Origin of the sequence: Pedobacter riviphilus (assembly GCF_014692875.1) — a bacterium.
In the GTDB taxonomy this organism is placed as follows: domain Bacteria; phylum Bacteroidota; class Bacteroidia; order Sphingobacteriales; family Sphingobacteriaceae; genus Pedobacter; species Pedobacter riviphilus.
The window spans coordinates 2,366,634-2,379,459 of sequence record NZ_CP061171.1 but is presented as its reverse complement, the minus strand read 5'-3'; the positions used below and the strand labels follow the sequence as shown (position 1 = coordinate 2,379,459).

Genomic DNA, 12,826 nt, shown 5'->3' with positions numbered 1-12,826 from the left:
TGGAACACTGCGGAAATGACGGTTTTTCCTCCTTAATTTTTTCGCTTTAATCTTTTACCTTTCTAAGGATGAAACTCTACCCGCACAATATCACCTAAGTGCAAACCTAATAAACCACTTGCTTTGCCTTTATTAATGGCAATTTCCAGATGGTTACTAATGCCGAACAGGCAAAGTTTTTCACCTTCCTGCACTTCGTTATAGTGCCAGCTCAGTTGGGTAATGGTTTCACTTTTTCTAAAGTGTAAGGTAAAATCCCTGTTTTTCTGTATTTTGGTAAAAAGGTCTTTGGTTATATTGGTAATTACATTGCAAAAAGTATCAATATATACCACACTTCCACGAATCACATCCCGTTCGATTACAGGGTGTAAAAGCATCTTCTGCTCAATTTCTGATACGGGTAAACCAATATCTTTCAGTTTGCCACCTTTAGCCAGATGCGTTGCTGCTTTAACAAAAATATCAACCAGGGGGAAGTGTAGATATTTTAAATCCTGCATAATATTCAGCTCTACCACATCTTCAGGGATATCATCAAAAAGAAGGGAGAAAATACCGTTATCAGCCCCAACAAAAAAGTGATCACGATGCTTTATAGCAATGTATTTGGTGTTTTCGCTATAAACAGAGTCGATGCCAATTAAGTGCACGGTGTTCTTTGGAAAGTACGGATAAGCGTTTTTTAGAACAAAGGCCGCGTACGAAATATTGAATGATGGAACCTCGTGGGTAATATCAACTAAATTAACATTAGGCATAAGACTCAATAGACTACCTTTAAGGGCACTCTGGTAAAAATCTTTTGAACCTAAATCTGTTGTTAAAGTAATTATCCCCATTAAAAATTCATTATTATTGCTTATTCTTGTGTACAGGCCTAAGCGTCTGCAAATATTCAAATTTTAATTAATATACCCCGATAACTTTTTAAAATACTACAGTTTGAACGAATTAAAATTAACTCTGGATACCGTAAATCCTGCTCACTTTTGGGGGCCGAATAACGAGAATTACGAAATGATTAAAGGTGCTTTCGCGAAGTTGAAACTGGTAGCGAGAGGTAGTGACATTAAGGTTCTCGGTGATGAACAGGAACTTAAGACTTTTGAGGATAAGTTTAACCAGCTTATTGCACACCTCGAAAAATATAGCTCACTTACCAATAACGATGTCGAATCTATACTGGGAGCAAAGGCGACTGGTGTTGCAAAAAAAGATGCGGAACAACCTACCGGAGGCGGTGGCGAGGTAATTGTTTTTGGTACTAACGGTTTATTGGTAAAGGCAAGAACTGCCAATCAGCGCAAAATGGTGAGCAGTATTGCTAAAAACGACATTCTATTTGCCATTGGTCCAGCCGGGACCGGAAAAACTTATACCGCTGTAGCGCTAGCAGTTAGAGCATTAAAAAACAAAGAAATTAAACGGATTATTTTAACCCGACCGGCAGTTGAAGCAGGGGAGAACCTCGGTTTCTTACCAGGCGATTTAAAGGAAAAAATCGATCCATATTTACGCCCGCTATACGATGCATTGGACGATATGATCCCTGCTGAGAAATTGAAATTCTATATCGAAAACCGTACAATAGAAATTGCACCTTTGGCATTTATGCGCGGACGTACCTTAGATAATTGTTTCGTGATTTTAGATGAAGCCCAAAATGCCACAGATATGCAGTTAAAAATGTTTTTAACCCGCATGGGGCCAACTGCTAAATTTATCGTTACCGGAGATGTTACACAGATCGATTTGCCTAAAAAACAGATGTCGGGATTATTTAACGGATTAAGGATTTTAGAAGATATTAAAGGAATCGATATTATTTACTTAAGCGGTGAAGACGTTGTAAGACATAAATTGGTGAAAGATATCTTGAAAGCTTACGGCGATATTCAATAGTTGAGTCCTGAGTCGGTAGTCTATAGTCTAAATGGACTATGGACTATGGACTATGGACTAAAGACTTTCTGACTTCCCAACTTTTTTCCTATTTTTATGCCCTCATGAAAGCACTAAAAGAAACTCATTTCAATTTCCCGAATCAAAGTAATTTTTACAAGGGTAAAGTCCGCGATGTATACACTATAGCCAACCAGTTTATGGTAATGGTAGTATCTGACCGTATTTCTGCTTTTGATGTGGTATTGCCTGAAGCTATTCCTTTTAAGGGACAGGTGTTGAACCAAATTGCGGCTAAATTTTTGGCAGCTACTCAAGATATCGTTCCTAACTGGGTTTTAGATGTTCCAGATCCAATGGTTACCATTGGCCGTATCTGTGAGCCATTTAAAGTAGAAATGGTTATCAGAGGTTATTTAGCCGGCCATGCCTGGCGCGAGTATAGCAGCGGTAAGCGTTCTGTTTGCGGAGTTTCTTTGCCTGATGGGTTGAAAGAAAACGATAAACTACCTCAACCTATTATTACCCCAACCACCAAAGCCTCTGTAGGGCATGATGAAGACATTTCAAAAGAAGATATTTTAGCAAAAGGTATTGTTTCTATAACCGATTATGAAAAATTAGAAGAATACACTTACGCGCTATACCAACGTGGAACTGAGATTGCAGCAAAAAGCGGATTGATCCTGGTGGATACGAAATACGAATTTGGCTCAGCCGATGGCGTAATCTATTTAATCGACGAAATTCATACCCCAGATTCTTCACGTTATTTTTATGCTGATGGATATCAGGAACGCCAAAATGCAGGTGAGCCACAAAAACAACTCTCAAAAGAGTTTGTAAGGAAATGGTTAATTGAAAATGGTTTTCAGGGAAAAGACGGGCAGGTTGTTCCAGAAATGACACCTGAAATTGTAAATTCGATTTCAGAACGTTACATCGAACTTTACGAAAAAATAGTAGGAGAGGCCTTTATAAAAGCTGATGCTGATGCAATTTCTAGCCGCATTGAAACTAATGTTTTAAAGGCATTAGAAACACTTTAAATTCGAAAGAAATTTATACATTAGTAAAATAAAGATTAGAGAGATGAAATTTTCAGTAGATAAACACGATAAATATGTAACCTTAAAGTTAGAAGAACATAAGTTTACAAACGATAATGCTCCAGGTTTGAAATCAGAGTTTTATTTGCTCAATGCAGAAGGATTTCAAAATATAATTGTTGATTTAAGTCATGTTACTGAGTGCAGTGATGCACAGGATTTAAGCTGCTTATTGGTTGGTGACAGGCTTTGCAAATCGGCAGGAGGGTTATTTATTGTAACCGGAATTAATGATGAGTTGGCATCCATTATCGAATTATCAAACATATTTCAATCTGTTACGTTTGTTAATACCATAGAAGAAGCTACTGATTTTATCTTTATGGATGAGTTGGAAAAAGAGTTTAGAGGCGCTAAATAACAAAATATTTAAATAACATTCCGGCCTCGTAGTTTCTAAAAATCTACGAGGCTTTTTATATCTTATCATGATGAAATTTGAAGTTACAATTTTAGGAAGCAGTTCTGCAACTCCTGTATTTAACAGGAATCCTTCGGCACAGCTTTTAAATTGTAATGAGAAATATTACCTGATCGATTGTGGTGAGGGTACACAACAGCAATTAGCCAAGTTCAACCTTAAAGCAGCCCGTATCGATTATATTTTTATCAGCCATTTACATGGCGATCATTACTTCGGTTTAATCGGATTGCTATCCAGTTTGCACTTAAACGGTAGGCTAAAACCCATACAGATTTTTGGCCCCAAACCTTTATTAGAAATTTTAGAGATTCAGTTTAAATATTCTGATACTGTGTTGAGGTACCCAATTGAGTTTTTTCCAATCGAAGCTGATCAGTCTACACAGATATTCGAGAACAGTGATTTAACAGTTAAAACAATTATTTTAAATCACCGTATTCCCACTACAGGCTTTATCTTCCAGCAAAAGAAACGTCAGCGCAAACTGATAAAAGAAAAAGCTGATGAAGTACCTATGGCTTATTATACAGCCCTAAAAAAAGGGATTGATGTAGAGTTACCCAATGGCGAGATTTTACGCAGTGAAGATTATACCATAGCCGCAGATGCACCACGCTCTTATGCCTATTGTTCTGATACCTTGTTCGATGAAAGTTACTTTGCTACCATAAAAGATTGTGATACCTTATATCATGAATCTACCTTTATGCACGATTTATTGGATAGAGCTAAAGAAACACATCACACAACTGCTTTACAGGCAGGAGAGATAGCGAAAATTACCGGAGCAAAGAAATTACTCATTGGCCATTTTTCTTCACGTTATAAAACCTTACAAATGCTTTTAGAAGAAGCTCAATCTGTTTTTGAGCATACAGAATTGGCTGTAGAGGGAAGAACTTTCCTGCTGTAATTTTAAGTTATATTTTTAACCACAAGTTCACAGAGGAAGGCATAGCCTTACACGGAGATAGTGTGCGCGACTTATCGCCCTGCGCTTATCGGATTATTCGATTTTTCTAGTTTAATTCAAGATGACAAAGGAATTAAATTAATCAATTTTCGGTGCCGTGTGCTTCTGCGATAAAAAAAAGCATATAGAATTAGAATTGCCAAAAAAAAGCCCTGCAATTTAAAACTGCAAGGCTTTCAGATTTATAAAAATTAAATTACTTGTCTTTTTTATTGCCACCGCCGAATACAGAGAAGTGTACATAACGTTTAGGATTAGCTTTTAAATCGATCATTAAGGCATCCAGGTTTTTTGAAGCATTATTTAAATTCTGATACATTTTATCGTCGTTTAATAATAATCCTAAACTCCCTTTTCCATCTTTAATTCCCGAAATTACGCTTTGTAAATTAGCAATGGCGTTGTTTGCGTTATCTAAAGTCTGTTTAAAGTTGGCAGCAGCAAACTTATCGGTAACCGTATTGATATTGGTTAAAATATCGCTAATTTTTTGATTGTTGTTATTTAAGTTAGCAGTAATGCCTTCAACATTTTTGAAGATTGCTGCAATACGAGCACTTTCTGAACCTACTAAACCATCAACTTTTTTAGAGGTTGTTTCTAACGAGGCCAATGTGCCGGCTATACTGTTAAAACTCTTATCAACGTTTTTCTGAAAGTTCGGATTCAGGATAGAATTCACACTACTCAAAATAGAATCCATTTTACCGATAATTAATTCAGCTTTCTTTTGAACCGGCTGCACCTGTTCCATTAAGCCTTTTTCTACATTAGCATTTAAGGTGTAACCATCTTCTGCCATTTTTTTAGAGTTACCTAACGACATTACAATGGCCTTGCTACCCAAGAGATCAGTGCCTTCTAAGCGGGCAATACTGTTTACAGGAATTTCATACTTGCTGTTTACGCTTAAGGTAGCAATAATGCTGCCGTCTGTCTGTAACTCCAATTTGGCCACCCTGCCAATCTGATAACCATTAATTAGGATAGGTTTCGATACTGTTAAACCATCAACCCTGGTATATTTTGCATATAATGTGGTTTCATTAGAGAAAATGGAATTTCCTTTTAAAAAATTATATCCAATTATTAATAAAGCAATGGCAAATGCAGCTAAAATACCTACTTTGGTTTCGTTCTTAATCTTCATGAGTGTTTTTATTTAATGGCTACAAGCGCTAAAGCATCCTTTCCTCACTTGTTTGAGCGTAATTAACTTTTTGTGCTAAACTTTAAATACACAAAGTTTGCACTATTTGTTTGGTATCTGTTTTATATTTTTTTCAAAGTTAAAATAACTATCATTTATAATGCCACTTATTTAACCTCAATATTTTTTTTGTATGTTTTTATTGCTTCCAAAATAGAATTGGCGATCTCATTCTGTCCATTTTGCGAATTAATATATTTTTCTTCTTCTGTATTCGAGATAAAGCCCACTTCTGTTAAAACGGCGGGCATACCGCAGCGCTGCAGTACCAAAACCCCTTGTTCTTTAACACCACGGCTTAATCGCTCATCCCTGTTGATATAGCTGTTCTGTATTAATTTGGCAAATTTAATGCTTTTGTCTCTAAAGGTATTTTTTAAAAGCGATAAAAGGATAAAACTACTTGGATTGCTTGGATCATACCCATCGTACTTGCTTTTGTAATTTTTTTCCAATTTAATATCGGCATTTTCACGAATGGCAGCGTCTTGTTCTTTTAACCGATGTGAGCCTGCAACTAATGTCTCTACCCCTTTAATATGTTTATTACCAGGCGGCATCGAATTGCAGTGTACTGATATGAAAAGATCTGCATTGGCTTCGTTCGCTATTTCTGCCCTCCTGTATAAATCAACATCAATATCCGTTTTACGGGTAAAAATTATTTTAATATTGGGCATTTCCTCTTTTAACAATGCGCCTAACTTTAATGCGATTTTTAACGAAACGTCTTTTTCTTTCGAAAAAAGACCAGAGGCACCGGGTTTTCTGCCACCGTGACCAGGATCTATAACAATAGTTTTGATCTTATAACCTTGCGCAGGTGCTTTTTCGGCAACTAGCAATGAAAATAAAAGTATTGTGATCAGAAGTTTAACCTTCATACATAAGGGATGTTAAAATGATGTTTCAGCTATGCGTTTATAATTTTTAATTGCTTTAATAATTCCATTAACAATCTCATTTTGTCCTTCAGGAGAGTTCATGTAGTCTTCTTCTTCTGGATTACTCACAAAACCTATTTCGGTTAACACGGCAGGCATAGCAGCACGAGCCAGTACCGCAAGACTTTTTTCTTGCACACCTCTGTTAATACGGCCAGCGTTAACATATTCTTGTTGAAGCATTGAAGCAAACTTTAAACTCCTATCCCTGTTGGTTTGTTTCATTAACGATAACATAATGTCGCTCTCAGGCGTATTCGCAATAAATCCCTCATAGTTTTTCTGATAGTTCTCTTCCAGGAACATAGATGCATTCTCTCTTTTAATCACCTCATCTTGTTCACCTAGACGGCCTGTTCCCGATACAAAGGTTTCTGTTCCCCGTGTTGAAGTACTTTTAGAAGTAACCGTTCTGTAAACAGGTACTTTTCTGCCTCTTACTTTTTTGTAATAATCTACTACTCTCGATACCCGAACTGGCATATCGTTTAAGTGAATGGAAATAAATAAATCGGCCTTTGCATTATTTGCAATATTAATACGCTCGTATAATGGAATAAATACATCCGACTCACGGGTATAAATAACTTTGATATCTTTCAGACTATCTTGAAGCGCCCGGCCAAGGTTTAAAGCTGTTTTAAGTGCTACATCTTTTTCCTTAGAATATACACCGTGGGTTGCACCATCTTTACCACCATGGCCAGCATCGATTACAATTGTTTTAATTTTATATTCTTGTGCAAATGCTTGATTATCAATAGTGTTTGATAATACTAAATAAATAATAACTGTTAAAATGGATTTAAGATACATCAATGGTATATTTTTCACTAATTTTGAACGTTTTTGATTAAACATTTGTGCAAAAATAACATTCAAATACGAATTTGAAACTTCTTAAGAGCTCTATTTTACTAATATCTGTCATTTTATTAACACTTGTTGTTGGTAAAGCTAACGCATTTTCTCGTTTTTCATTGCAACAAATCATCAAGCAAGACACAACCAAAAAGGATACAATTAAAAAGACGGGTAAAAATAACAGTAGTATCGACCAGAAAGTAGAATACAAAGCAGAGGATTCGGTAAAAATGAGTGCCGATAAAAGCATTGTTTATTTATACGGAAATGCAAGGGTTGTATACGGTGATTTTGAGCTAGATGCGGCTTATATTAAATACGACAAAAAGCAAAATTCTATTTTTGCCCGCGGTGTTAAAGACCCGAAAACCGGTAGATATACAGGGAAACCAATCTTTAAATCTGGTGCCGAAGGTACTGCCATAGCAGATTCTATTTTTTACAATTCAGAAACAACCCGGGCCAAAGTATATAGCGTTTTTTCTGAGCAAGAAGGAGGTTTCTTTTCAGGCGGCCAGAGTAAAAAGCAAATAGATGATGAGCTGCACATTAAAAATGTAATGTACAGTACCTGTAATCTTCCACATCCGCATTTTGGGTTAATGATTTCTAAAGGGGTGGTAACGGAGAAACAGATTATTACCGGGCCAGTTTACATGATTATTGAAGATATCCCTACTTTCTTAGGATTACCATTTGCATTTTTTCCTAAACCAAATAAACGAACATCGGGCGTAATTTTGCCTACACCAGGTGAAGATGCAACGAGGGGTTTTTTCTTGCAAAATGGTGGTTATTATCTCGGATTAAACGATTATTGGGATGCTAAACTATTAGGTTCTATTTATACCAATGGCTCTTATGAAGCAAGTGTACTGAGTAATTATACCAAAAGATATAAATATAACGGTAATATTAACTTAGCCTACTCTAGTTTTAAAGATGGTTTAGAGGGTACTGAAGCTTTTAAAAACCCGACCAAAAACTTTAGCATTAACTGGAGCCATAGCCAAAATGCCAATGCCAATCCAGGTACTACATTCAGTGCCAGTGTAAGATTGGTATCAACAGGAAGAAAAGGATACTATAAAAATACTGCAGCGGGTACTACTTATGATATTAACACCATTGCCACTAACTCAACAAGTAGCAGTATTAGTTATGCTAAGGCTTATTCTAACGGTATGAATTTCTCTTTGGCTGCATCAAGTGATCAGACTTTAAGCACAAGAGCCATATCGCTTAGATTACCCGAAATGACATTCAACGTGCCTACATTTAACCCATTTAGCCCCAAAAATGCTGTGGGAGAGCAAAAATGGTATCAAAAAATTACAGTAGGTTACAGTTTACAAGGAACCAATCGAATTGATACTTTCGATAGTTTGCTTTTTCAAAATGATGGTTTGAAACGCTTAAGAAGTGGTTTTTCACACAGTATACCCGTTAATATGTCTTTCACAGCTTTAAAATATCTTAACTTTAGCTTGGGTGGTACTTATAACGAGGTATGGAATTTTCAAAGTGTAAACAGAAGATATACACAATTCGCAGACAACACCTATTCCTTTAGAGAAGACACTATTAGCGGTTTTAAAAGGGCAGGTAGTTATAGCTTGTCAACCAGTATGTCGACTAAAATTTATGGAAGAAGAGATTTTAATCCAGCTGGTAAAATTCAGGCGTTAAGACATGTAATGACGCCAAATGTTTCCTTTTCTTATTCTCCGGATTTTACCAAAGCAGGGGCAGGGCCTTTTAGACCAGCAATAGATCAGCATGGTAATCAAATTTATGCTAATGGGCAACCTTTAAAATATTCCATTTTTGATGGTATGGCACAGCCAGGCTCTTTTGGTGGCCCCAATGCATCCATTGGTTTCGGATTAGATAATACGGTAGAATTAAAGGTGAGGAACAAAAACGATACAACCGGAACAGGTTCAAAAAAGATCCCGATAATTCAGGGTTTGAGTTTTAGCGGTTCATATAATTTCTTGGCCCCATCTTATAAATTATCTACCATTGGTTTTAGTGGCCGATCGCAGTTTACCGATAAACTGGGAATCAACTATAATGGAACCTTAGATCCATACGCTTTAAAAGACACAACGGTTAATGGTCAAACCATTAAAATAAGAGAAGACCGCTTATTTTTCCAGAAGAATAAATTCCTGCCACGCTTAACCAATTTTGGTTTCTCATTCGATTATAGTTTAAATCCGGAAGCATTAAAGCGTAAGAACGAGGCTAACGATAAATTAGGAGAGGCGGCCAACAAAAAAGGATTGACTGATATACAGTCTGAACAATTGGCGGCTATAAGTCGTGATCCGAATGCATTTGTTGATTTTAACATTCCATGGAATTTTTCGTTCTCTTACAGTTTTCAATTTTCGAATGATGGAAACAACAGTACAATTTCGAATACACTAAACTTTAATGGCGATGTTAACTTAACACCAAAGTGGAAAGTTACTTTTAACTCAGGTTACGATTTTAAGAACAATGGCTTAACTCCAATGAATTTAGCTATTTATCGCGATTTACATTGCTGGGATATGAGTGTAAACTGGGTTCCGTATGGTGCATACAAAAGTTATTCTGTTACGATAAAAGTTAAGGCATCGATATTGCAGGATTTAAAATTGAGCAAGAGACAAGGTTTTTACAGCACATACCGATAAATTTATGCTAGCCGAAATTATTACCATTGGTGATGAAATTCTCATTGGCCAAATCATTGATACCAATTCTGCCTGGATGGCTAAACAATTAAATTTAATTGGCGTTTCCGTTAAGCAGATTACCTCAGTTTCTGATGATGAGCAACATATTATTGAAGCCCTGGCACTTGCCGAAAAACGAGCAGATATTGTTTTAATTACGGGTGGACTGGGCCCAACCAAAGATGATATTACCAAGAAAACTTTGGCAAAGTATTTTAATATGGGTTTCCGTAACGATGCAGCTGCATTGGAAATGGTTCGTCAGATTTTCGAAAAATACAAGCGTCCGCTATTAGATATCAATATTCAGCAAGCTGATGTTCCTGATGGGTGTGAGGTTATTGTAAACAAAAATGGTACTGCTCCGTGCATGTGGTTTGAAAAAAATGACACCATTTTTGTATCGATGCCGGGCGTGCCTTACGAGATGATGTACCTGATGGATGACGAAATCCTTCCCAGAATTACGAGCAGGTTTAAATTGCCCTTTATTGTTCACAAAACCATACTCACAGCAAATATAGGCGAATCATTTCTGGCCAAAGAGATTGAGGAAATCGAAGATAGCTTACCGGCACATATCAAATTGGCCTATCTGCCAAAATTAGGACAAGTACGTTTACGTTTGTCGGCCAAAGGCAATAATGAAGTAGAATTAAAGAAAGAAGTTGAGGTTTATGCCAAACAGATCATTTCAAAAGTGAATAAGTTTGTCGTAACTGATGAAGATATTCCCTTGGAAAAAGCGATTCTGGACCTAATGAAAAGTAAAGGACTAACTTTATCGACAGCGGAAAGCTGTACTGGTGGATACATTGCACATTTAATTACGCAACACCCTGGTTGTTCTTCGGTTTATTGGGGCGGGGCAGTGGCATACGCATACGAACTTAAAGAATCTATTCTTGGTGTAAAAGAAAGTACATTAAATACTTTTGGGGCAGTAAGCGAACAAACCGTAACGGAAATGGCCGAAGGCGCCATTAAACATTTCAAAACAGATTATGCTATTGCGGTTAGTGGCATTGCGGGGCCGGATGGTGGAACAGAAGACAAACCAGTTGGTACAGTATGGATTGCTATTTCTTCAAAACACAAAACTGTAGCTAAGGTGTTTAATTTCAGTAACAAACGTATTCAAAACATTGAGCGTTCTGCAGCGTCGGCATTAGCCATGCTATTAAATCTCCTTAAAGAAACAGTTTAGAAAGAATAAAAACTGTATTTTTGTAGCGTTACCAATATAAAATACTGTAATTTAATATGGCTCAATACGAACTATTGTTACCAAAAATGGGTGAAAGTGTTGCGGAAGCAACGGTGATTAAATGGGTAAAACAACCAGGTGATTCTATTGAATTAGATGATACCATTCTGGAAATCGCTACTGATAAAGTAGATTCTGAAGTTCCTTCTCCGGTTGTCGGAACATTGGTAAAACAGTTGTTTGCGGAAGATGAAGTTGCCCAGGTTGGCGATGTAATTGCCATTATTGAAACGGAAGGTGGAGATCATCCTCCTGTTGAAATGCCTGTTGCTGAAATACCTGCCATAGAAGAAAAAATTGAAGCTATTCCCGGTATTGAGCAGCTTCCATCAGAAAATAAAGCTACAGCAGCTGATTTCAGCTCGTCTGATCGCTTTTATTCCCCTCTTGTTAAAAGTATTGCTGCTCAGGAAAATATTTCGCTGGCTGAATTAGATGCCATTAAAGGGTCTGGAGCTGATGGACGGTTAAATAAGGATGATTTATTGAATTATATTGCTAACAGAAATGGTGGAAGCGTAATTAAAGCACAAACCGTTATTTTGGCCCCGCCACCTCCGGTTGAAAAAGCAAGCGAGCCTAAACCAAATGTTCAGCATACGGCACAACCTGCTGTTGCCAGTAAACCATCTACCACATCTGTTAGCGGTGGGGATGAAATTATAGAAATGGATAGGATGCGTAAGTTGATTGCCGATCATATGGTAATGAGTAAAGCCACCTCTCCGCATGTAACCTCTTTTGTTGAAGCCGATGTAACCAATATGGTTTTATGGCGCAATAAAGTGAAAAACAGTTTCGAAAAACGTGAAAATGAAAAAATCACGTTTACTCCAATATTTGTAGAGGCAGTTGCCAAAGCGATAAAAGATTTTCCGATGATCAACGTTTCAGCTAATGGCACACAGATTATCAAGAAACGTGATATCAATATTGGTATGGCTGCTGCTTTACCAAGTGGAAATCTAATTGTTCCTGTAATAAGAAATGCCGATCAATTAAATTTGGTTGGATTAACAAAAGCGGTTAATGATTTAGCTACGAGAGCGAGAAATTCTAAATTAAAGCCTGATGAAACGCAAGGTGGAACCTTTACGCTAACCAATGTAGGTAGTTTTGGAAATGTAATGGGTACGCCAATTATTAACCAACCTCAGGTAGCTATTTTGGCGGTTGGTGCCATAAAAAAGAAACCTGCAGTGCTGGAAACCGAGCATGGCGACGTAATTGCAATCAGGCATATGATGTTCTTGTCTTTATCGTACGATCATAGGGTTGTGGATGGTTCTTTAGGAGGAATGTTTGTACGTAGAGTTGCAGATTACTTAGAAAGCTGGGATCTGAACAGAGAGATTTAATCAGGTCATAGTTTGTAATTAACAGTTTTTAGTTGGCATAATG

The 12,826-nt window shown here is 37.0% G+C and carries 11 protein-coding genes; 7 read left to right on the top strand and 4 right to left on the bottom strand.

What is annotated here, in order from left to right:
• Positions 1–62: 62 nt before the first annotated feature.
• Positions 63–842: an SAM hydrolase/SAM-dependent halogenase family protein gene (locus H9N25_RS09730; protein ID WP_167295546.1), complete on the bottom strand. Its 780-nt coding sequence runs from the start codon at positions 840–842 to the stop codon at positions 63–65.
• Between the two features lie 103 nt (positions 843–945).
• Here H9N25_RS09730 and H9N25_RS09725 point away from each other — a divergent pair, with 103 nt between their 5' ends.
• The 4 genes from H9N25_RS09725 (at position 946) to H9N25_RS09710 (ending at position 4,351) form a co-directional block, all read left to right on the top strand.
• Positions 946–1,905, top strand: a complete 960-nt coding sequence (locus H9N25_RS09725; protein ID WP_190328738.1) for a PhoH family protein — start codon at positions 946–948, stop codon at positions 1,903–1,905.
• Positions 1,906–2,009: 104 nt separating this feature from the next.
• Positions 2,010–2,954 (top strand): phosphoribosylaminoimidazolesuccinocarboxamide synthase, encoded by a 945-nt coding sequence (locus H9N25_RS09720; RefSeq protein WP_190328737.1) that lies wholly within the window; start codon positions 2,010–2,012, stop codon positions 2,952–2,954.
• A 43-nt stretch (positions 2,955–2,997) separates the two neighbouring features.
• The gene (locus H9N25_RS09715) at positions 2,998–3,375 is read left to right on the top strand and encodes an STAS domain-containing protein (RefSeq protein WP_167294511.1); all 378 of its coding nucleotides are present in this window, start codon (positions 2,998–3,000) and stop codon (positions 3,373–3,375) included.
• 70 nt (positions 3,376–3,445) lie between these two features.
• Entirely contained in the window at positions 3,446–4,351 is a 906-nt protein-coding gene (locus H9N25_RS09710; RefSeq protein WP_167295545.1) for a ribonuclease Z, read from the top strand.
• Positions 4,352–4,607: 256 nt separating this feature from the next.
• On the opposite strand, the gene H9N25_RS09705 is transcribed toward H9N25_RS09710, so the two are convergent.
• The 3 genes from H9N25_RS09705 to H9N25_RS09695 form a co-directional block, all read right to left on the bottom strand.
• A complete protein-coding gene (locus H9N25_RS09705; RefSeq protein ID WP_167294510.1) occupies positions 4,608–5,561 on the bottom strand; it encodes an MlaD family protein in 954 nt (317 codons plus the stop codon).
• 167 nt (positions 5,562–5,728) lie between these two features.
• Entirely contained in the window at positions 5,729–6,505 is a 777-nt protein-coding gene (locus H9N25_RS09700; protein ID WP_190328736.1) for an N-acetylmuramoyl-L-alanine amidase family protein, read from the bottom strand.
• A 12-nt stretch (positions 6,506–6,517) separates the two neighbouring features.
• Positions 6,518–7,381 carry an N-acetylmuramoyl-L-alanine amidase family protein gene (locus H9N25_RS09695; protein WP_167295544.1) on the bottom strand — a complete coding sequence of 288 codons (864 nt, stop codon included), beginning with the start codon at positions 7,379–7,381 and terminating at the stop codon, positions 6,518–6,520.
• Between the two features lie 164 nt (positions 7,382–7,545).
• Between H9N25_RS09695 and H9N25_RS09690 the strand changes: the two genes are divergently transcribed.
• The 3 genes from H9N25_RS09690 to H9N25_RS09680 are packed head-to-tail and all read left to right on the top strand — an operon-like array spanning position 7,546 to position 12,783.
• On the top strand, positions 7,546–10,116 hold the full coding sequence (locus tag H9N25_RS09690) for a putative LPS assembly protein LptD (RefSeq protein WP_223833690.1): 2,571 nt from the start codon (positions 7,546–7,548) through the stop codon (positions 10,114–10,116).
• Positions 10,117–10,120: 4 nt separating this feature from the next.
• On the top strand, positions 10,121–11,365 hold the full coding sequence (locus H9N25_RS09685) for a competence/damage-inducible protein A (RefSeq protein WP_190328734.1): 1,245 nt from the start codon (positions 10,121–10,123) through the stop codon (positions 11,363–11,365).
• 56 nt (positions 11,366–11,421) lie between these two features.
• The gene (locus H9N25_RS09680; RefSeq protein ID WP_190328733.1) at positions 11,422–12,783 is read left to right on the top strand and encodes a dihydrolipoamide acetyltransferase family protein; all 1,362 of its coding nucleotides are present in this window, start codon (positions 11,422–11,424) and stop codon (positions 12,781–12,783) included.
• Positions 12,784–12,826: the final 43 nt, after the last annotated feature.

Excerpts from the sequence above, each read along its gene's own strand:
- H9N25_RS09695 (WP_167295544.1), bottom strand. The coding sequence starts at position 7,381 with ATGTATCTTAAATCCATTTTAACAGTTATTATTTATTTAGTATTATCA.
- H9N25_RS09720 (WP_190328737.1), top strand. The coding sequence starts at position 2,010 with ATGAAAGCACTAAAAGAAACTCATTTCAATTTCCCGAATCAAAGTAAT.
- H9N25_RS09700 (WP_190328736.1), bottom strand. The coding sequence starts at position 6,505 with ATGAAGGTTAAACTTCTGATCACAATACTTTTATTTTCATTGCTAGTT.
- H9N25_RS09705 (WP_167294510.1), bottom strand. The coding sequence starts at position 5,561 with ATGAAGATTAAGAACGAAACCAAAGTAGGTATTTTAGCTGCATTTGCC.
- H9N25_RS09710 (WP_167295545.1), top strand. The coding sequence starts at position 3,446 with ATGAAATTTGAAGTTACAATTTTAGGAAGCAGTTCTGCAACTCCTGTA.
- H9N25_RS09680 (WP_190328733.1), top strand. The coding sequence starts at position 11,422 with ATGGCTCAATACGAACTATTGTTACCAAAAATGGGTGAAAGTGTTGCG.
- H9N25_RS09685 (WP_190328734.1), top strand. The coding sequence starts at position 10,121 with ATGCTAGCCGAAATTATTACCATTGGTGATGAAATTCTCATTGGCCAA.
- H9N25_RS09730 (WP_167295546.1), bottom strand. The coding sequence starts at position 842 with ATGGGGATAATTACTTTAACAACAGATTTAGGTTCAAAAGATTTTTAC.
- H9N25_RS09715 (WP_167294511.1), top strand. The coding sequence starts at position 2,998 with ATGAAATTTTCAGTAGATAAACACGATAAATATGTAACCTTAAAGTTA.